The organism is Candidatus Flexicrinis affinis (assembly GCA_016716525.1).
In the GTDB taxonomy this organism is placed as follows: Bacteria; Chloroflexota; Anaerolineae; order Aggregatilineales; family Phototrophicaceae; genus Flexicrinis; species Flexicrinis affinis.
This window is the reverse complement of record JADJWE010000001.1, coordinates 1,259,035-1,279,811: the sequence shown is the minus strand read 5'-3', so window position 1 is coordinate 1,279,811 and position 20,777 is coordinate 1,259,035. Positions and strand designations below refer to the sequence as shown.

Annotated in this window: 18 protein-coding genes; 6 read left to right on the top strand and 12 right to left on the bottom strand. The window is 60.9% G+C overall.

Features of this window, described 5'->3' with window-relative positions:
- Positions 1–14: 14 nt before the first annotated feature.
- The 3 genes from IPM16_05420 to IPM16_05410 are packed head-to-tail and all read right to left on the bottom strand — an operon-like array spanning position 15 to position 1,626.
- Positions 15–422, bottom strand: coding sequence for a hypothetical protein (locus tag IPM16_05420; protein MBK9122549.1), 408 nt, complete (start codon positions 420–422; stop codon positions 15–17).
- Positions 419–658 carry a hypothetical protein gene (locus tag IPM16_05415; protein ID MBK9122548.1) on the bottom strand — a complete coding sequence of 80 codons (240 nt, stop codon included), beginning with the start codon at positions 656–658 and terminating at the stop codon, positions 419–421. The genes IPM16_05420 and IPM16_05415 overlap by 4 nt, the downstream gene beginning before the upstream one ends.
- Entirely contained in the window at positions 655–1,626 is a 972-nt protein-coding gene (locus tag IPM16_05410) for a glycosyltransferase family 2 protein (GenBank protein MBK9122547.1), read from the bottom strand. Before IPM16_05410 ends, IPM16_05415 begins: the two co-directional genes overlap by 4 nt.
- A 213-nt stretch (positions 1,627–1,839) precedes the next feature.
- Here IPM16_05410 and IPM16_05405 point away from each other — a divergent pair, with 213 nt between their 5' ends.
- On the top strand, positions 1,840–2,328 hold the full coding sequence (locus IPM16_05405; GenBank protein ID MBK9122546.1) for a flavin reductase family protein: 489 nt from the start codon (positions 1,840–1,842) through the stop codon (positions 2,326–2,328).
- On the opposite strand, the gene IPM16_05400 is transcribed toward IPM16_05405, so the two are convergent.
- The 3 genes from IPM16_05400 to IPM16_05390 form a co-directional block, all read right to left on the bottom strand.
- Entirely contained in the window at positions 2,320–3,111 is a 792-nt protein-coding gene (locus tag IPM16_05400; protein ID MBK9122545.1) for an ROK family protein, read from the bottom strand. The genes IPM16_05405 and IPM16_05400 overlap by 9 nt on opposite strands.
- 2 nt (positions 3,112–3,113) lie before the next feature.
- Positions 3,114–4,622 (bottom strand): leucyl aminopeptidase, encoded by a 1,509-nt coding sequence (locus IPM16_05395; protein ID MBK9122544.1) that lies wholly within the window; start codon positions 4,620–4,622, stop codon positions 3,114–3,116.
- Positions 4,623–4,703: 81 nt separating this feature from the next.
- Complete coding sequence (locus IPM16_05390; protein MBK9122543.1) at positions 4,704–4,937, bottom strand: HEAT repeat domain-containing protein; 234 nt, start codon at positions 4,935–4,937, stop codon at positions 4,704–4,706.
- Between the two features lie 128 nt (positions 4,938–5,065).
- Between IPM16_05390 and IPM16_05385 the strand changes: the two genes are divergently transcribed.
- On the top strand, positions 5,066–6,322 hold the full coding sequence (locus tag IPM16_05385) for a M23 family metallopeptidase (protein MBK9122542.1): 1,257 nt from the start codon (positions 5,066–5,068) through the stop codon (positions 6,320–6,322).
- On the opposite strand, the gene murJ is transcribed toward IPM16_05385, so the two are convergent.
- Positions 6,319–7,944 carry a murein biosynthesis integral membrane protein MurJ gene (murJ, locus tag IPM16_05380; GenBank protein ID MBK9122541.1) on the bottom strand — a complete coding sequence of 542 codons (1,626 nt, stop codon included), beginning with the start codon at positions 7,942–7,944 and terminating at the stop codon, positions 6,319–6,321. The two genes, IPM16_05385 and murJ, sit on opposite strands and share 4 nt — an antisense overlap.
- Before the next feature lie 92 nt (positions 7,945–8,036).
- Between murJ and IPM16_05375 the strand changes: the two genes are divergently transcribed.
- Positions 8,037–11,129: a hypothetical protein gene (locus IPM16_05375; GenBank protein ID MBK9122540.1), complete on the top strand. Its 3,093-nt coding sequence runs from the start codon at positions 8,037–8,039 to the stop codon at positions 11,127–11,129.
- Here IPM16_05375 and IPM16_05370 read toward each other — a convergent pair.
- The 5 genes from IPM16_05370 to IPM16_05350 all read right to left on the bottom strand — a co-directional run bounded on the left by IPM16_05370 (position 11,120) and on the right by IPM16_05350 (position 16,461).
- Entirely contained in the window at positions 11,120–11,629 is a 510-nt protein-coding gene (locus IPM16_05370; GenBank protein MBK9122539.1) for a YbaK/EbsC family protein, read from the bottom strand. The two genes, IPM16_05375 and IPM16_05370, sit on opposite strands and share 10 nt — an antisense overlap.
- Before the next feature lie 28 nt (positions 11,630–11,657).
- On the bottom strand, positions 11,658–12,893 hold the full coding sequence (locus tag IPM16_05365) for a PAS domain-containing sensor histidine kinase (GenBank protein MBK9122538.1): 1,236 nt from the start codon (positions 12,891–12,893) through the stop codon (positions 11,658–11,660).
- Positions 12,894–13,301 (bottom strand): response regulator, encoded by a 408-nt coding sequence (locus IPM16_05360; GenBank protein MBK9122537.1) that lies wholly within the window; start codon positions 13,299–13,301, stop codon positions 12,894–12,896.
- A gap of 104 nt (positions 13,302–13,405) precedes the next feature.
- Positions 13,406–14,614 (bottom strand): hypothetical protein, encoded by a 1,209-nt coding sequence (locus IPM16_05355; GenBank protein MBK9122536.1) that lies wholly within the window; start codon positions 14,612–14,614, stop codon positions 13,406–13,408.
- Entirely contained in the window at positions 14,593–16,461 is a 1,869-nt protein-coding gene (locus IPM16_05350) for a DUF1957 domain-containing protein (GenBank protein ID MBK9122535.1), read from the bottom strand. The genes IPM16_05355 and IPM16_05350 overlap by 22 nt, the downstream gene beginning before the upstream one ends.
- A 211-nt stretch (positions 16,462–16,672) precedes the next feature.
- On the opposite strand from IPM16_05350, the gene IPM16_05345 reads away from it, so the two are divergent.
- The 3 genes from IPM16_05345 (at position 16,673) to IPM16_05335 (ending at position 20,719) form a co-directional block, all read left to right on the top strand.
- On the top strand, positions 16,673–19,117 hold the full coding sequence (locus tag IPM16_05345; GenBank protein MBK9122534.1) for an HAD-IC family P-type ATPase: 2,445 nt from the start codon (positions 16,673–16,675) through the stop codon (positions 19,115–19,117).
- Positions 19,101–20,057, top strand: a complete 957-nt coding sequence (locus tag IPM16_05340) for a trypsin-like peptidase domain-containing protein (protein MBK9122533.1) — start codon at positions 19,101–19,103, stop codon at positions 20,055–20,057. Before IPM16_05345 ends, IPM16_05340 begins: the two co-directional genes overlap by 17 nt.
- A gap of 143 nt (positions 20,058–20,200) precedes the next feature.
- Positions 20,201–20,719, top strand: a complete 519-nt coding sequence (locus IPM16_05335; protein MBK9122532.1) for a LysM peptidoglycan-binding domain-containing protein — start codon at positions 20,201–20,203, stop codon at positions 20,717–20,719.
- Positions 20,720–20,777 lie beyond the last annotated feature (58 nt).

Below are 20,777 nucleotides of genomic sequence, written 5' to 3'. Positions count from 1 at the left end.
TGACGTCGCTTACTCTAGCGCACGTACAGATCATCAACGGTTCGCGCCGACTGAAATGAATCCCAGCGCGTTCGGATGAACGAGATGCGATGCTTAGTCGGGTTGGAAACGGGTGGATGCTTACGGGTAATTGGGCCGAGCGCGACGCGATAGTATACAGCCTGTGCGCGCGGATGGTCGGGCTCGTCCGGCAGCACCCAACTGCGGTAGCTCAGCTCAATGCCTGTCACCCTTGCGTAGCAATGCACCGCGCCGTTCAGCGCGCCGAAAGCCCGGCTGAAGAAAAACGCGAGATACGTTGCATCGATGCCTTCAGGAAAGCGCCCGACCGGAATGCGGTACCACTGCTCGTCACGCAGGCGCACAAAATCACGCTTGCGGTTGATAACGCAAACAAGGACACGCTCGTCGGGGTCGATCACGGATTGTCTTCTGAGTCGATGAGATCCAGTTCCATGACGCGCATTTCGTTCAGTGTTTCGTCGCGCCGACGGAACAGCCCACGGTAGCGCGCTTTGTCGCTGTCGTTCATCTGATCTACGGCGCCGCCATAGGATGCCAGCAGGTCGTCAATCTCGGCATCTAGCGCCTCATACGTCTGCACCAGCTGCTGATAGCGGTCTATATCGCGCTTCAGATCGTCCGGGAGGTCGCTCATGGTTGATCTCCCCCTGAGTCCTTGTCTGGCTCGACATTCTCTGTTGATGCTACCACATACAGCGGTCGTCCGCGCGTTTCGTCATAGATACGTGCGACATACTGCCCGAGCACGAACAGGAAGAAAAGCTGAAAGCTGCCGAGCAGCAAAAGCACCACGATTGTCGTCGCTTGGCCGCCGAAGAATTCTGGTCCGAACCGGATGCGCAGCAGTGCGATAACCGGTATCGCCAACACGGCCAGCAGGCCCAACGCGAGCGACACGTAGATCATCACCTGAAGCGGGAAGAACGAGAATCCCGTCACGGCATCCCAAGCAAATCGCATCATCTTGCGCAGCGGATACTTGGTCTCGCCGATCGTACGCGCCTCGCGCACATATTGCACGCCGGTCTGACGAAACCCGACCCAGCTCGTCATGCCGCGAATGAAGCGGTTGTGCTCGCGCATCGTCCGCAGCACGTGGGCGACGCGCTCGTCCATCAGCCGGAAATCGCCGGTATCTAGCGGAATGTGGACGTCGGTAATGCGGTAGATCACGCGGTAAAACATCTTGGCCGTTGCGCGTTTGAACCACGATTCGCCTTTACGTTCCGAACGAACCGCATACACCACTTCGTAGCCCGCCTTCCAGCGATCGATCAGCTCGAGGATAACCTCGGGCGGGTCCTGCAGATCGGCATCGATCAAGACCACCGCCCGGCCGGACGCGAAGTCGATGCCGGCGGTCACTGCCACCTGATGACCGAAGTTGCGCGCAAAGTTGACGATCTTCACGCGGGGGTTCTTCGCAGCCTCGGCACGCATCTCATCGAGCGACTTGTCGCGGCTTCCGTCATTGACGAGAATCAGCTCCCATGGCTCGTCCGTCGAGTCCATGACGCGGGTCACTTCAGACACGAGGCGCGGGACATTCCCCTCTTCGTTGTAGACGGGGGCAACGATCGAATACGTTGGGCGTACGGTCATGGACGAGTCTCGATATGCGGTATCGTGGTCGACAGATTTTACACGGATGTGGCGGCGAATACGCACAAACTCACGCGGCGCCACCAATTCTGCCACAAGCCGGGCTGTTAGGCACCGTTGGCCGCTTTAGCGAACTGGTATCACGATTCGCTGTCGGGTATAGTCGACGGATTGCTGCCGCAGGGCCATAGCCGACAAGGGTACGAGGGCTTCATGGGAATTGACGCGGAACTGTTCCGGAATACGCTTGCGAAATGGGCATCCGGGGTCACGGTCGTTACGACGACACATGATGGCCGGCCTCATGGATTGACGGTCAGCTCGTTTTCGAGCGTCAGTCTCGACGCATCGCTCATCCTCGTGTGCATCAGTCACCGGGCGGCCTCACTCCCCGTGCTGATGGCTGCGGGCCACTTCGCCGTCAACATCCTGTCGTCAAGTCAGCAGGAAGTCGCTCGGCGTTTTGCTGGCATGATTCCGGACATCGTCGACCGCTTCGAAGGCGTCGAGTACTCTACGCTCGAAACGGGATCGCCGCTGCTCGACGGCGCACTGGCGTGGATCGACTGCCGCACAGCGCAAACGGTTGTAGCTGGAGATCATACGATCTTTGTCGGCGAGATCGTGGCTGCCTCCGTTTTCGACGAAGTCCCGTTGGTCTATACGAACCGGCGTTGGGGAAGCTTCGTCCCTCTAACTTGACTTGCCCTTTGACTCGGGCTGTTTCTTTCCGGCAGACGGGGCTGGGAAAATGGCAGCGGCAGCCATCGCGGCACCGACGATCCCCGCGTCGTTGTAGAAATGTGCCGGCGCGATCTCCGCGTTGATGTTGATGTATTCGACAAACCGGTCGAAGCGCTTGCTGATGCCGCCACCAATGATGAACATATCCGGCGTGAAGATCCGCTCTAGATGAGTGAGATAGTCGTGCACACGCCGACCCCACTTCGACCACGACATCTCTTTCTCTTCCTTGACCCGCGCCGACGCGCGCGCCTCGGCGATCTTGTTCCCCATGTGCAGGTGGCCGAACTCTGTATTGGGCACGAGCTTGCCGTCGAGAAAAAGCGCGCTTCCGATTCCTGTGCCGAACGTGAGCATGATGACTACCCCCATCTTGCCCTTTCCGGCGCCAAAGACCATCTCTGCCTCGCCTGCCGCATCGGCATCGTTGAGCACGACAAACGGCATTTGCACGACATCTTTGAACAAGGTCTGTCCGTCACACCCGATCCAAGCGGCATCTACGTTCGCGGCAGAAAGCATGACGCCGTTTTTGACAATCCCGGGATACGTACAGCCGATCGGCCCCGAGTACGCCGCCATCTCGACCAGCGTCTTCACCGCCTGAGCGACCGCGGTTGGCGTCGAAGGTTGAGGCGTATCGACGCGCAGTCGTTCGGACACCAGTTCTCCGTCGGCCGCGTTGACGACTGCCCCTTTGATCCCAGAGCCGCCGATATCGATTCCGAGAAATGTAGCCACGTCTACGCTCCCTTACGTGTCGTCCATTCGATGACAAATTGGGTCAGCAGGCGCGCCCCATAACCCGACATGCCCTTTGCCGGGATATACGCGCTCGCTCCCGAATCGGCAAATGTGCCTGCCATGTCCACGTGCGCCCATACCGGATAATCGACGAACTCGGCAAGGAACATAGCGGCCACGCTTGCACCGGCCTTCGCGACCGTCGAGCTGTTGCGCATGTCCGCCGTGTCGCTGTCGATCTGTTTGCGGTATTCGGGCGCCATCGGCATCGGCCATACGCGCTCGTATACCGAATTGCCCGCGCGCTCGAGCGCGCGGCGCAGCTCTGCATCCGACGTAAAGACCGCCGAATACACACCCCCAAGAGCGGACGCCGCCGAACCGGTCAGCGTGGCGATGTCGACCACCGCATCGGGCGCGAACCGTTTGCCATACACCAGCGCGTCGGCCAGAAGCAGGCGCCCTTCGGCGTCAGTGCTGATGATCTCGATCGTTTTGCCATTCGACGCCGTGATGACGTCCTGCGGGCGATACGCAGCAGAGTCCACTAGATTCTCCGACGCGGGGATGATGCCGACAACGTGCTTGTCGACGGCCAACTCCGCAACGGCCTGCATCGCACCGAGGACCGCCGCTGCGCCAGACATGTCGCCTTTCATACCGATCATGCCGTCGCGCGTCTTCAGCGAGTAGCCGCCGGTGTCGAACGTCACGCCTTTGCCGATCAGCACAAGTGTGTCCAGGTCGGCGGAACGATGGGCATTGTGCTGCAGTACGATGAACCGCGGCGGATTGTGGGCGGCTTGTGCTACAGCCAGAATCGCGCCCATTTGCAGTGCCTGCATCTGACCCCGTTCCAGCACCTCGATCTGCAAGCCGCGCTCTCCAGCGATCCGAACCGCCGTCTCGGCGAGATACGCGGGTGTACACACGTTGGGCGGGAGATTCGCCAGATCCCGAGCGAGGGACGCCGCGCGAGCCAGTGCTGTGCCGGTACGCACACCCGCCTCAGCCCGCTGTACCACGTCCTCGGAGCAAACGATCATGGCTTGTTCGAGCTTGTTCGAGTCAGCCGACTTCGACTTAAGGCCGTCAAACGTGTATAGCCCGAGCATCACACCTTCGGCAACGGCAGCTGCGGTCATGTCAATCGGATCAGGCAGACCGTAGATCGCTGCGGTCTTCGCGCCTAAGTCTTGCACCCGCTTGCCTGCCACCGCGGCAGCGCGTCTGATCTGCTCCGCTAACGGGAGATCGCCGTTTCCGAGTCCAACCAAGACGACCCGCTTGAATGCTATCGATTCCGGCGGATAGAGAACGACGGTCTGCTCAGCCTTGCCAGAAAAGTCGCCTGCGTTGAGAAGTCGGTCAATGAGGCCCCCCAAAGCCGCGTCGATCGCACTTGCGCCGAACGAGGCTGCCGCTTGCGCGCCTGAAGGCACCAAAACGACAAGCGCATCCGTCTCCATGGCCTCCGGGCTTTCTGCCCGAATAGTGATGTCAACCATATCAGTTCCTATGTTCTGGGTGGGCCACACGTCAATGGACCAGATTATGCCGTAACCACCATCAATTCGACACGTCCCGCCCTACTCGCCTTCGCCCGACTTGCGCGTCCGCAAATAGATCTGCCGGCCAGCGTGCTGCGCCGCGCGGCGGACGCTAATGTCGGGATCGGTCTCAAACAGGGCCTGAAGCGCAGGAAGCGCGTCGTGATCGCCGAGCTCGGTCAGTTCGCTGATGGCCTCAAGACGCGCCTCGGGACGCCGATCCTTGAGTCGTGCGAGGTGATACTGCACAAGTTTCTTTTGATTGCTGGTCAAGATGAGTCCTCGCATCTGTGCTCGAACACGCGCAGTAGTATAGCCCACCCGCTTGCCGTCGTGCTGCCCTGCCACTGAACTTGGTGTATGATTCAGAGCAGACAACCTTGCGTGGGGGGTGCACTTCGATGGCAAACTTTATCGCCACTGTCCTCGGCAACCTTGACTTTCCGGCCATTCGCGAGGTCAACGTTCGTACTGGGCCCGCGGTCATCAACCAACTGCTGTTTCGTGTTGCGGTCGGTCTGCAGGCGGATATTCTCGCCATTCAGGCGGATTCTACCGGGAGCGCAAAGGACGGCAAGGTCTACCAATGGCTCAACTTGGACTTTGGCGACGGTCGCCAAGGCTGGGTGCGTGACGACCTGATCGCCGTCGAGGGCGATGGATCCGCATTCGGCTACGGATTCATTCCTCAGCGCACGCAGGCATTTGCGCTCGCGCGTACCGTTATCATGCCTACGCCCAACGTTCCCGACCCGACGCCTGCCCCGCCGCGCCCTGAACCGACCGAACCCGCAGAGCCGACCGATTCGCAGCCTGAATCCGTACCGCCTATGCCAACCCCATCCGGCGAAGAGGGCCACGCGCTAACCATGGGACGTGACGGAGTCAACGTCCGCCGCGGTGCGGGTACGGTCTTTGAACCGGTCGGGCGCTTCCCGCACCGCACGCGCTGCCGGATTGTAGGCGCACAGCCTGAACACAATCGCGCGAGCCGTTTCAAGTGGGTGAACGTCGAGGCGCAGGGCACGACAGGCTGGATACGTGAGGACCTGCTGCGGTATGTCGGAGACGTCGAGCGGCATGGGCTGGCGTACTTGGACGCCTACCCGGCGCCGATGGAACACTCATGGTGGGTCCGCGACTGGAATACCGACCCCAATTTCGCCGCGATCCACTACGGGTGGGACCTCGGCGCAGTGACCGGAGAACCGGTGCTGGCCGGGCCGACCGGTGGATTGGTCGTGCAGGTTACGCGCTGTACTGCGTGTACACAGGCTCAGCCCAACGTATTGTCGCAGGGACGCCGCTTGAACGACCCGGCCGTTCTGCAAGATCCCGCATGGGGGTTCGGTTACGGGAATTACGTCGTTGTCCGCTATTTGCATGACCAGCTTCCCGCGTCGACACGCGCAGAATTGCAGCGGCGCAACCTTACCGGATACCACATCTTCACGATATACGCGCACCTGAATACGATCGACGTGCAGGCCGGGCAGGTCCTCCAGCCAAATCAGCGGGTCGGAGGATGCGGAAACACGGGCAACAGCGAGGCCACCCACTTGCATCTCGAGATTCGGGCATGGAACAACCCGAACGAAACCAGTACCGGGCGCATGATCGCCAACCGGATGGACCCGGTGGTGCTGTTCAGGCGTTAACTGCGACGGGCAACGCGGCGGATAATCGACGAAGCGATTGACCGCGCTTCGTGCACGCCAGCCAGTTGAGCCGCGACAAAGTAAACGGCCGCCCCAAGCAGCCCGCAAATGGCCACAATCACGAGTGTGTGCTGGCTGGACATGAGCGCCGCAGCAGCGGCGACTACGGCCCCCATCACGGCGGCTGCCGCACACGCTCGTGCGACCATTTCCACGACGCGGCGCGTCGGCAGTTGCGGCACGCGTCGGCCCAACAGGTACCAGAGCAGCGCGGCTTCCAACAAGGTCGTGACCGAGTTGGCCAACGCTAAACCGGCGGCGGGTGTGCGCTCGATGGTGGCCGGATCCCCGATAAACTGAATGAACACGATACTGAGCACGATGTTCGCCACAAGCGCCATCACGCCGACAGCCACCGGTGTTCGGGTATCGCCCAAGGCGTAAAACGCACGTGACAGTATCTCAAGGAACGCGTGCCCGATCATGCCGAGCGCGAAGAAAGCGAGCACCCACGCCGTCGCCTGTGTCGCCTGAGACGTCCACTCCCCGCGCTCGAACAGCAGCGCGATCACCGGACCGCCGAGCACGATCAAGCCGACGGATGCAGGGATCGCGAGAAAAGCTACACCGCGCAGCGCGTCGACAAGCCGATCGCTGTACCCTTCAAGATCGTTCGCGTCGGCAAGCTTCGACAGGGTGGGAAAAACGGCTGTACCGGCACTCTGGGCAATCACCCCGAGAGCGAAGAACATCATGAACCAGGCGACGTTCATCGCCGAGTTGCTGCCTTCGGACATGCGCGTCGCGAAGAACACGTTCACGAGAAAGTTGATTTGCGTTACGGCCAAGCCCAGAACGCGCGGCAGCATCAGACGCAGAACGCGGCCGCTGCCCTCGACATCGAACCGCAGCAGCGGCCGAATCTTCGCACGAACGCGTATGAGGCCCGGGACCTGAACGGCAAGGTGCAGCAGCGCACCGAGGATTGCGCCAAATGCCAGCCCGTACACGTTGGCGCCGCTCTGGGACGCGTAGGCAAACGGTCCGCTTTCGGTCGGGATAACGCGCGTGAGCACAAGTGCGCCGAAGATCAGCCCGAGGTTGTACATACTGATCGCCAGAGCAGGTAGTGTGAATTGTTGATGAGCATTTAGGATGCCCATCACCAGCCCGCTGGCAGAGAAGATGACGGTCGTAATCAGCATCCACTGTGCGAGATGCGCCGCAAGCTGCTGGTATTCTGGAGGCACGTCGGCAATGAGGATCGGCATGTACAGCGGGGCCGTGACGGCTAACACGAGGCCGAATAGCCCCGTCGCCGCCGCCGACCACGACATTACGGCCGACGCGAGTCGCCACGCGTCCGCGTCGTTCCGCCCGAGAAAGCGCGTGAATACCGGGATAAACGCCGAGCCGAGCGCCCCGCCGGCCACCAGCGTGAACAGCAGTTCCGGGATACGCTGAGCACCAAAGAACACATCGAGTTCAGCCGACGCGCCGAAGCTGGCCGAGTATGCGGCTGTACGTACCACACCCAACACACCGCTGGCGAGGAACCCCAGCAGTACTACAAGGGCGGCGCGCGCGACCTGCCCTGACGACAGTGCCCGTACTTCGGTCATCCGTCCCCCCGGTTTGGGATAGAATAGTTCGATGAATTATAATCGCCGGGCAACGCACAGCCGTATCCCGAACTCAACTGAAGGGACTGCTCATGGCAGCGGTGCGCAACACGCTGGAGCACTTCTATATATCCCTCGTGACAACCCGTGGAGACGCTAAGGGCAGTTTGAAGGTAGCGGCTCGTACAGCACAAGTGACTCAGGAGTTGATCGCGCGGCTGACCGATCGTTTTCCCCTGTCAGCCGCCGAGCTGCCGCAGTCGTTGACGCTGCTGCGTGACAGCGCAGGTGGGCAGTTCTTTGCCGTTCACGTGATGCGTAATCCGGACGGCAAGCCCCTTGGGCACTATATCATTCTGCCCTCCGACACACTGCGCGCGATGCAGGGGAATCTCCGCGCGTTGATCGGAATGCTTGATACTACGGCACCCAACATCGCGGGCCGCATGCCCGAGTTGCTTCCCATCGCACTGACCAACCTTTTGCCGATCACACCCGAGCAGCAGACGGAGGACATGCTGACCCTGCTGTCGATTACCGGCAACCGGATGGACAGCGTCGAACAGATGATGGCGGCGATCATTCAGGGGGTGCGGCTCGTCATACAAAACGCACCGGCCGATGTCGCGCAGCGACTTAAGCTGGTCGATGGCTTGTTGGCCATGCTCCCGCCATCGGTTCGTTTCGCGGTCACATTCACCACCGACTCGGCGACGCATGAGGATGTCGAGTGTCAAGTGTGCTTCGCACGTGAGGCGGTGAGCTCTGCCGACGTCGTGCGTTTCGACTGGGTCTCGGGGCAAACGTTCGGCGTGCCGATTCGGGACGACTACGCCCGGTTCGTGATGAGCCAGCTTCGCCTCGACACCAGCCTCGTGATCGAACGTACCACAGCCATGACTCCTGCCGCGGGCTGGTACTTGAGCCAAGGACACCGGCTTGCTGAGGCGTTGGCCTACGGATCGTATCGCCTGAAGGTGGACGACGCGCTGTCAAGCGGTCAGCCGGTCAGCCACGAAGACGCGTCCACGATCCTGCGAACCGATCCCACGCTTTCCGACTCGCTGCGCGCGGCGTATGCGCGCCATCTTCTGCAGCTCGCGCTGGTCATGCACGCCGTGACAGATGCAGACCCGGTCGCGGACTTGTTTGTAAAGTTCCCCGAACTCGAGCGCGACGCGCTCATCCAACTCGCATCCGCATGTCACAAGGGCGAAGCGCCGGACGTGTATCGTCTGGTTACGCGCTGGCTGGCAAAAGACGTAGAACTTCCATCCCGGCTGCGGTGGCAGCAGCTCGCCCAAAGGGCGGCCCTGATGGGTTCGCGTGCGCTCGCTGAAGCTCGTGATTTGTCAGGACTGTCGAACCTGATCCCGGACTTAATCGCATCCGCCCGTATCGCCAATTTGCGGGAGGTCAGTCGCCCTCTGCTCGAAACTCTCGTGCCATTTGCATCCAAGGGGTCGGACCTCGCTAACGACCTGTTCCTGATGATCGCCGACTTGATGGATGTCGACAACGCGCGCCAGTTCCTGAGCGCACCGACAATTCAAGGGTTGCTGCCCCAAGACGTTTCGACGTTCCTTAACGTGCTCAAGCCGGAAAGCGGTCAAGCCCCTCCCGGCGTCCTACTGAAGGCGGCGCGTGCCTTCGGATCCCATCTGGACGCGCGCCTGATCGCCCAGTTCGCCCTTTGGGCGAGACAGTACGATCGCCTTGACCTGCTGGAAACAGACGTGCTGTCGGCGCTCGCGCGGGCAGCGCTCGAGGCCGACGAGCATACGCGCGCCGATATCGGGCAGGTGGCGGATGGTTTCACGCCCGATCAGCTCGAAATCCTTGGCCAGCAAGGGAGTTTCCAGCTCTTGCGTATCAAGCTGGCAATCGGTGACTACGCTGCGCTCGGTACGCAGCTGCGCATGCAGTCCAAGACGCTGTATGTGGGCGAAAAGCAGCTGTTGTATCTACGTGTCGTGGAACGACTGTTTACCGACACGCCCATCGCGGCCGAGGAAATCCCAAACGCTATCGCCTCCCTCAACGAACAGGGAATCGTCGGCGCGCCGCTGGCAATGGCCGGCCTCGGCAGTTTGGTTGAACGCACGCCGTCCCCGCCGGTCGACGTCGTCGCCACCGACGTGATTTCGATTATTCGCGCGACGCCGGACATTGTGAGCGTGCTCCCGACTCCGTCTCTGGCACGGCTCGTCGCCTATATGCTTACGACCAACAACATCGCGTCGGCGGCGGAGACGACCGTCAACTTCGGGGCTGCCGCCGAAAAACAGAAAGTCAGCTTTGTCGACGCGGCGCGGCAGCTTGTGGCCGCATGCACCAAACCCGCACTTGAAAAGGCCGATGGCATGGCCATCCTGCGGACGTTCGTACGCAGTGCGCCGGCCCGCGAGCACCCACAGATCCTCGCGTATCTATCGCGCGAGTTCGGCCTTGATCGCGGCGCTCAGTTCGAGATTACGCGTTACATCTATCAGTTGATGTCCGGCAAGGATCTCGCCACGTTTTTGCGCAGTGCGGCGATTACATGGCGCCTGCTCGGTGCGTTGAACGTCATGTTCATCGACCGGAACGAGCTTGAGGCCGATCACGTCGAGTCGATGCTGTCGGGTTTGGGCGGCGCGCTCGGCCAGGCCGACCGCACACAAATTCGGGCGGCGATCCTCGACCTAATTAAAGCGCTGGCAGCTGCAACCGAGTTGAAACGGGCGACTCGCCCGCGCGAGGACCGCCTGACGACCAGTTTCGACATCTTGCGTGCGATGGGCGTAGCTTTGAGCAGCGCCGCGTTCAACAACCCGAGCCTCCCGCCCGGCCAGCCGTTCGGCGTACCTGACAAGCTGGCGCTAAAACAGGCCATCGTCACGTCGCTTGCGTTTATCGTCCGGCTGACGCGCCCATCGCCAGCCAACGTTACGGCTCGCGCAGTCAAGGCCGAGATTGACAGCATGATTCTCGTGCAGGATGAAGAGGCGCGGCAAATGATCAACGATCGCGCTTCGATGCTCGTCCAGCTCTCGCGTTTGATTCCGGAGATTGGCGCTGAGAGTAACAGCGGACTGCTCGAGGCGAACAACCGCACCAAGAAGCTGGACGTTGGGCGCGAGAATCCGACCAGCGAACTCGAAGTGCTTCGCTGTGTTTTCGGATACTTCGGGCGTCAAGCCTGAGCGTCGCTCGTTCCGTTGTCTTTGGCGAAATCAGCGACCTGCCCCCCCGCTAGGTGGACGAGCCGCTCGTAGCCGACTGGCATAATCGACGTACTGCTGCCTGCCGCTGCGTAGACCAGTTCGTAACGACCCAGCGACTGATCGATGAATCGCGTCAGCTCGGGGGTCTTGTGCCCGAACGGGGGCACGCCGCCGGGCAGATAGCCGGTGATCGCCACGCATTCATCGGCCGTTGCCGTGCGAACGCGTTTGCGAGACACGTCGAAGCGTGCTGCCAGCTTGCGGTCGTCGATGCGCTGGTCGCCCGACGCGATCACAAGCACCGGTTTGCCATCGACCATGAACAGAATGCTCTTGGCGATCTGTCCCAACTCACAACCGATTTGCTCGGCCGCAAGCTGTGACGTGGCAGTAGACTCGGAAAAGTGTGTGATCTGAACATCGCTTGCCAATTCGTCAAGCACGCGCTGAACGTGATCGGACGTCCATGGTTCGGTCATTGTGACGCGTCACCTCTGTGGATAGCTGTTAGTCGAAATAGTTGCGCGGAAGCACGATCGTGAAGCTGCTGCCACGACCGACCTGACTCTCGACCGAGACCGTACCGCCATGCACCGCCGCGACTTCGCGGGCGATGAACAGCCCCTGTCCTAACCCGCGCGGCTCGATCCGCGACCCGTCTGCCGCGACGGCCGTGCCGCGGTAGAAGCGGTCGAAGATGCGTGGCAAATCGTCGTCGGAAATGCCGACGCCGGTATCCACGATGTCGATCGCGATCGCCTCGCCGGCAGGATCGTCTAGACCGACGGCCACCCATATACAGCCATCCGGTTCGGTGTACTGAATGGCATTCCGGAGCAAATGGCCGACTGCCCACCGCAGGCGCGCCTCGTCAGCCTCGAATTCGAGTGCGACCGCATTGCGGACCATCAGACGTATTTCGAGCTGTGCCTGACGCACGTCGGGCATCATCCCGTGCAGTATGCTCGACATGAGCCGTGGCAAGTCGACCGGCCCCACCAACGGTTGGAACGTGCCGGCACCCATTTCAGCCAAGTCGAGCATCTCGACGACCATCCGGTCGAGGACATCGACGTTATGGGCCAGCGTCTCGACGAGCTGGGCCGAGCGTGGATCGTCCTGAACCTTTCCGATGAGCAAGTCCGCCGCGCCCTTGACCGCCTGCATCGGCGTGCGAAGCTCATGCGAAATGGACGTCAGAAAGTGATTGCGAAGCTGCTTGGAGACTTGATCGCTGTTGACGTCGCGCACGAATACGACGGTTCCGAGCGCTTGCCCCTCGTCGCCGGTGATGGCGGCAGTTCTCAGCACGAGTGGTTGGCCGTGGACTTCGATGCGTTCGGGCTGATCGGACGGTGTGACGCCGCCCGCGTCTGAGGCACGTGCCTGAATCCCCTTTAGCGCCATGCCAAACTCGCTGTTGTACAGGTCGTCCTCAAACCCGATCAGGTCGCGTGCTGGGCCGTTCATGAAGACCACGCTGCCGTCAGCGTCAAGTACGAGCGCACCGTCTTCCAGTGAGTTAAGCGCCCCGCGTAGGCGTTCGAGATCGTGCTCTTTGTCTCGCAGTGCTTGGCTCAGCCGGTCGGCACGCAGCTCCAACAGGCGCTGCTTGTCGACCGACGCGCGCCCGGGTTTGGATCCTTGTCTGACTCCGCCCAACAAGCGCTCGAAGAGATTGCCGGTGTTCTCGCCGATCCCCTCGACACGTACGATCTCGGGCGGATCGCCCGGGCCGCCCAACTATGCCTCCTGCTTCTGTTTGATAATGTCGTGTAGCACGGTACCCAGCCGATCGAAGTCCGGCAGTGGTTTGTTGATGATGTGATCGACGCCGTATTCCTGCTTGATCCGGTCGATATCTTCGTCACCCAGAACGAAGGCCGTCATCAGCACAATCGGAATGCCTTTCAGCGCCTCGATCGAGCGCATGCGCTGGGAAAGCTCGCTGCCGCGCCGGCCGGGCATTCGAATGTCCATGAGGGCAAAGTCGGGTAAGCCGGTCGTGATTTCACCGGCTTCGACTTGATCCAGCCACTCCCAGACTCTCTGGCCGGACTCAAACGTGATCGGCGTGTGCCCCCACACCGTGCACATGATTCCGACCAAATTTCGAATATCGGCTTCGTCTTCTGCGATCAGCCAGTTCACAGCATGCTCCTCGACAAATGCTGCGGATGGTGTTGCGGTCGCTTGACCGAATACAACATATCACAAAGTATAGCTTAGAACACAACGAGGATCATCACACAGCTTCAACGCTCGGCTGGCAGCGATACGTACAGGACGAGCGTGTAGCCGCCCGTCGTGCGCGGGTTTCCACTGGACAGCCTCGTCTCGACGCCGGCTAGTTCGCTGAGGGTTAACCGTCCCACGCTGTCAAGCCGGTCGGTCTGCCAGACGGTCTCCGCGCCGTTACGCCGTGCTACGGACACGCCGCGCAAGCTCTCGTCACACGTGCGTAGCCCGACATCGGCGCATGCCGCCCCCTCGGCCACCTCAATGAGCGGGTCGAGACGGGAAAAGCCAGCCCTGAGCATCCACAGGATCATGTCGCTGCCGCGAGCGCGCGGCCCGGGCTGGACCACCACCGCGTCCACGTCCCCCTCGCGCTCGATGGTCAGCCCCTCGACCACGACGACCAACGCACCTGACAGAGTCCCGCGCCCTCCGATCGTAATCGTGACCGGCACGGGCGTGTCACCATGCTCGTGGCGTAACAGTACGGATGCCTCGTTGTTCGAGTCGTCGAACGTAACCTCAGTGCCATCTGGCAGGCTCGCGACGAACCACTCATCACTAGTCAGCGCCGCACTCTCGTCGACGCACGGCGACTGGCCGTCACCGCGATCCAAGCGCACTACCGGCACGAACCCATCCAACCCGAATACAGTCACCGTGAGTCCATCGCCCTGCTCGCCCTGATCGCCAACGATGAGAGCCAGAGCGGCAGGCAAGACATCGTCGCCACAGCGGAAAGTGACGTCGGCTTGGGTGTCCGGCGTTGGTTCGGGCTGACGCATAAGGTCGAAACGGAGTATGTACGATCCTGTCGTCCTGCCAGTGGACGCGCCAGCCCGTGTGGCAATCAGCGCGTACGACCCGTCTGAGGGGATCTCGAATAGGAGGAGGGCAGACCCGTTCGGTTCGGACTCGGCGGTCGATCCGTCGGCCAAGACGTTGCTTGCGACCACGATGTCGCCACTGGTGCTACGCAGTCCGACCAACGGCGCCAGTCCATCCGAACCGGTCATTTCCACGCGGTATTCTTCGCCCGCTCGGCCCTCGAACTCCCACACGTCGAACAAGGCGCCGGCGCTGATGACGCCAGTGACCTCCGTGCCGGGCAGAATCACTGTCGTGGTGACGGAATCGTCCTGCTGCGCCGCCGCGGATCCGGTCAACACCGCAATCAGCAGGCAGGCGATACAGGCATAGAGGCTTACTCGCGGGCGCGGAACCATCGATAGTCGATGTCCGGGAACACTTTGTCGAGTTCGAAGTACTGCTCCGCAAGCGCCACATCCGGCTTCTTGCGATCCAGACTATCGGCCAGCTTCGTGAACCGTTCGAGGTGCTGATTGAATCTCTGAATGGCGTAATCGCGGGCCTGCCCCGTCGTCACAAGAAACGGCCAATCCGAGCTTTGCATCAGGAGCGCCTCTCGCGCGGCCTGATTGAGCACTGTGCATTCCTCCGGCGTGGGGTCTGGATAGCGAATGACAAGCCCCTCCATGCGAAGTTCTGCTTCGTGGATCGGCGCCCACATCCAACGGGTGTCCGTGTTGTTCCACGTGAAGTGATTGCCACCTGCACCCCACGAACTCTCAGGAATGTGAAGGACGCTCGACGGCGGTTCCGCATGCACGTACTCGCTCGCGGTCTTGAGCTCGATGCTCGGGTCGTTCGCCAGATGCCTAAGCACTTTTTCAATCCACAGCACGCCTTCGAACCACCAATGGCCGAACAGCTCGGTGTCATAGCTCGAGACGACGACGCCGGGTGAACCGGTCTCCGTATAGTGCTCGCGAAGTTGGTCGGCCACGAGATGGGCAAAGTGCTCCGCATGCTGCTCGACCTTGTATGCCGCCCAGTCCGGGTGATAGTAGTCCTTCACCGCTAGGTCGTAGTTCGCACCAGTGACCCGCCAGTACTTGAATCCGCTGGTTCCGGCCTTCTTGTGGAATTCTCGATAATCGAAATCGCCGGGATACCCGAGGTGGGCGCTCCACACTTGCTGGCCGGTCGCGGCATTGCGCCCGAGTATGGCGACCCCGGAGTGATGCAGCGCACCCTCTCCGGCCGCGCTGTCGCTCACGAAGTACGCTTGAAACGTCGACGTATCGCGCTTCGGCATGTCGTTGACGGCCGGGATGACATAGCGACGCTTGATCTGCCCATAAGGGCCGACGATGTCGCCAGCTGCCATTCCTATCGGCTGTCCCCCTGTGATCGTCTGGGCTTCGGTGAAGAAGACCGTAAAGTCCTGCTCCGCGAGGAATGTCTCCAGCCCGACTCGCAGCTGCCCACGCGAGTAGTACGCCGGCCGATACGCACACTCCGGCAGCCAAAAGCTGCGCGCGTGCCGTCCAAACAACCGCTGATACGACGCCTTTCCCGCTTGAAGCTGTGCCGAGATCGTGCTGTCGCGGCCGAGCAGAGGCAGATAGGCATGCGTGGCGGCACTGGTGATGATCTCGACGAAACCGTCGTCCTGAAGTTGACGAAACGCGCCGATAATGTCGCGACCAAAGCGATTCTTGAACGCACGCTTCACGTTCTCGTAGTGGATTTTGTACCACTCGGCAAGATAGCGCAGGTGCGGCTCGGCGGTTGGCACCGGCTCATACGTCGTCACGACTGACGGACGCGGCGGGTTGCCGCCGGCCTCGGCTTCCGCCTCGACTGCCGCACGCTGTTCGGTGACGATGCGCGAATCGATCGCGGTCTGCTTCTCATCCGTGACCACCACGCGGCCTTCGGCACGCAGGGGCTGTTCAGAGTCGACAGGCAGGCCGCTGAAGAACAGAATATCGCGCCGCGCTGCGGCAATACGTTCGTCCAGATACTCTTCGAAGTGCTGCAAGATCAGCGGATCGGCAAGCTGTTCGGCCAAGATCGGCGTAATGCCGATGTTGATCTTGTAGTGAACGCCTTCCTCGGCCAGATCGTACAGAGTCTCAAGAAGTGGGACGTACGTCTCCGCTGCAGCCTCGTGTATCCATTCCTCGCCATGCGGCCAGCGCCCCGCAAGGCGCGCATACGGCAGATGACTGTGAAGGACAAACATGAAGGTGCCGCGATACGTCACGCCACGAACTCCTGAATTGTGGGCACATTGGCTCCTTACACTCTTTACCTGATTTTAACCTTCGGCCAGCAACCCCTGCAATCGTAAGCCCAGCGTTCTGTTTGTGTGAAATCACCAAAGTTCCATCCCACTGCACACGAGGCGTCGCATATCGTTTGTCGCGTCGCTGTGATATACAATCGGGGCGTTCCATACTACTCAAGAGGGATCGGTGCCATTGCTCACCGGACTAACTGCGGCCGAAGTCGCCGACCGCGTGCGGCGCGGACAGACCAACAAGTTTGAAGCACGATCGGGGCGCTCTTATCTGCAGATTGCCCGCGACAACGTCTTCAACCTGTTCAATTTCGTGCTCTTCACGCTCTTGCTGATCGTCACGCTGGCGCAGGACTACGCTACGGTATTCTTCGCCGGCTTCAGCGTCGTGACCAACTCGCTTCTGGGTATGGTGCAGGAAATACAGGCGAAGCGCAAGCTTGACAGGATGGCCGCGCTTGCGGCCAAGGAAGCGCGCGTCTACCGTGACGGCACCTTGCAGACCATCAACATCAAAGACATCGTCCTCGACGACTTAATCGCGCTTGAGCCCGGAGATCGTGTCGCGGTGGACGGCCTCGTCGTGACTAGCGATTCGCTGGAGGTTGACGAGTCGCAGTTGACTGGCGAGTCTGACGCGGTCTTCAAGCTGCCGGATGACAAGGTCACTTCCGGCTCGTTCTGCGTGGCCGGGTCTGGCGTGATGCGCGCTAACAAGGTCGGCGCAGAGACGACCATCAACCGGCTTTCGACCATTGCCAAGGCGTACAAGAACACACTGACGCCGACGCAGCGCAAGATCGCGGTGATCGTGGAGATTACGATCATCCTGATGTTCGTGCTGTCGCCGATGCTCTTTGTTGCGAGCCTGCTGCGCGGCGAAATCATGCTGGATGCCGTCCGCAACCTCGTTGTGTTCATTACCAGCCTCGTTCCACAAGGTCTCGTGCTGGTGGCGACGCTGTCGCTCACGCTCGGCGCGATACGGATCAGCCGGCATAAGACGTTGATCCAGCGGACCAACGCGGTCGAGTCGATGGCAAACGTCACGGTGCTGTGCTTCGACAAGACCGGTACGCTTACGCAGAACCGGCTGAGAGTCGTCGAGATTATCCCGCTCAATGGGCACGCCGAGTCCGAAATCCGCCCGATGCTCAAGGCGTACACCGAGAGCCTCAGCCATTTGAATTCGACAGCGCGCGCTGTCAGTACGTATGTGCAAAACACGTCGCAGAACGGATATCACAAAGTGCGTGAGATTCCGTTTACATCCGGCCGGAAATGGGGCGCCATCCAGTTCAACGACACGACTCTCGCCCTCGGTGCTCCTGAACGGCTGATCACCAGTCAGGATGCACTGGTGCAGGCAAGCGAACTTTCCGCTCAAGGCATGCGTGTCCTCGGATTTGCCCGATTGGACGAACTACCAGACGATTCGGTGATGGATACCCAGCACGCGATGCCAGTTGCGCTCGTCGTCATGGACGATCACATACGCGACGATATCCAGGATACGTTGGCCCAATTCCGCGATCTGGACGTCAAGCTAAAGGTGATTTCCGGGGACAACATCGAGACGGTTCGCGCCATCGCGCACCAAGCGGGTATGGACACGACGTACGCCTACACCGGCGATCAGCTCGAGCACATGACGGAGGCGGACTTCGAGGTCGCCGCGCGGCAAGGCAGCGTATTCGCACGGATCGAGCCCGGAACCAAGCAGAAACTCGTCAAAGCGCTCCAACACGAGGGCGAGTACGTCGCAATGGTTGGCGATGGCGTGAACGACGTCCCCGCGCTGAAATCGTCCAACCTTGCCGTGGTGATGAACGACGGCACTCAGATCAGCAAAGATGTTGCGGACATCGTGCTGCTGAACAACGCGATGTCCACACTGCCGCGCGCGTTCTTCGAAGGGCGCGAGATTACACAGACCATCTTTGGCACCACCAAGATGTTCATGGCACGCAACCTGTACAACATCTTGCTGTTCGTGTTCGTCGGGTTCATGATGCTGCCCTTCCCGATTACGCCGATTCAGATGAGTTGGGCGTCGTTCGGTACAGTGAACATGCCGGCGACGTTTATCGCGTTCGGCATCATCCGGCCTAAGTTCATCAAAGACTTCCGTCGCGATGTCGTGGACTACCTCGTCGTCTGCGGATTTGTCGGCGCGGTCGTCCTGACCGTTCTGTTTGCCTTGACCTACGCCATGAACGACGCCAACCTCGATGTCGCACGCGGAATCGTGACGCAGTTCATCTGCTTGTTCGGCGTCCTGATCGTCTGGAATGTGCAGGGCGTCGATATCGCTGACCGCTCCTCGTTCCGCAAGAATCGCCGCGTTGTGGTCATCAGCACAACGGCCGGGCTGCTGACGATGGTTTCGTTCTACATCCTGCCCGAGCTGTTCCGATACACCGCGCCCGACCCGTCAACGCCCGGGGGCATGGGTTCGATCATCCTGTGCGCGACGTTGTTCCCACTCACGATGATCCTGCTCAGCCGAGGCATGCGTTATCGCGGTATGGTCAACCGCCTCTGGAGCCTTCTGGGAATCGAAGTGCCCGACTCCTACGTCAAGAAGAACGGGATAGACAGCGATGCCTATTCAACGTGAGATCGACGCCGCACTCTATGAACTGCAGCACGGGCGAACCGAAGTGGCACGCGACCGCCTGCGCAGGCTCATCCGGCAGGCCAACCTGCTTCCCGAGCAGCGGGCGCGCGCATGGGTCACGTTGTCTGATTCGTTTTTCACGTCGGTGGAGAAGCGCGCCTGTCTTATGATGGCGCTCGACCTCGACCCGCACAACGTCGAGGCATCGCGCCGCCTCGGCCGCACGACGATGCCTCCGCCGCCCGGAATGGCCCCACCCAAGCCGACAGCGCCGCTTTCCGGTACGCCGCGGGCCGCAAAGACCAACCTTGGCGGGTATTTCCCGGTGCTTGGCGTCTCGGGTGGTCCCCATGGCGATGGCTCGGGCTTTTTCGTCAGCGGAAGCGGCCTCGTCGTCACGACGCGTCACGTGGTCGGTGCATGTACTACGGTCAGTGTACTGCTGGGGCCCCAGCAGCAGTTGCAGGGCACGGTGGTATGGTCGTCTCCAGCCCTCGATCTCGCGTTGATCGACACGCCGCACACCGTCTCGAACCTGCTCAACGTGGATTCCGGTGCGCAGGTCTTGCCCGATCAGTTCATCACGATACATGGCTATGGCCAAACGCCGCTGCAAGGCCGCTGTGTGGCCGCCTCCGACGGCGAGCGCTGGTTCGGAACCGATGTCGGTTCACTGTGGGATGCCGGCGGCGGACCGATCACGAACCGCGACAACGCCGTCGTGGGCATCGCGACCCGAAACGAGCCCCGGGCCGGAGGCGGGTTCTTCGGTGCCTCGTTAATCCAGCTCAAGCCATACGTCGATCGAGTCGAGACTCGTCTCGGCGATGGCCTCCCGCGGCGCTACTGCCCGAGCTGCGGCAACAGCGCATGGGTTGAGCTCAACGCGCAGTACTGCCGGAGCTGCGGTGCCGCGTTCGACGAAACATGGATGCGCTAGTCGCGTACATTGTGTGTATTTAGGGCGCGTTATCGTTATACTCTTAATGAGTGAGAGTTGACGCATAGGGGGTCCGGATGAACGGGCGTCGCGCGCTGAAGTTATTCGTTGTTTTTGTCTGTACTCTTGTCATGGTTTCGGTCGTGTCTGCACAGCAGACCTACATCGTGCAACCAGGGGACACGCTCGCCAAGATCGCTGCGCGCTTCCAGACGACTGTGGGAGCCATCGCGGCGGCCAACGGCATCGCCAATCCCAACTACATCTACTACGGGCAGTCGCTCATTATTCCGCCTCCGGGCACCGACACCACACCTCCCCCCGCGAGCGGCACAAGCGTCTACTACATTGTGCGTCCCGGTGATACCTTGAGCGAGATCGCCGTGAAGTACAACTCGACCGTTGACGCGATAAAGCGCGCAAACGGGCTCATCACGAGCGTGATCTACCCGAATCAGGGACTGCGCGTGCCGGTCTTCGAGTCTGCACCCGGACCTTGGTATCCGCCAGTCGGAGGGCAGTACTACTACGTTCAGCGGGGAGACACACTGTTCCGCATCGGCGCTCGCTTCGGGGTCAACATCTATCGCATTGCCGAGGCGAACCGCCTGCTGAACCTGAACTTGATCTACGCGGGCGTGCCACTGTACATTCCGCGATAGGAACCGTGCTGCCATCACGAGTGGCCGCGACACGACTTATTGCGAGCGTAGTCGGGGG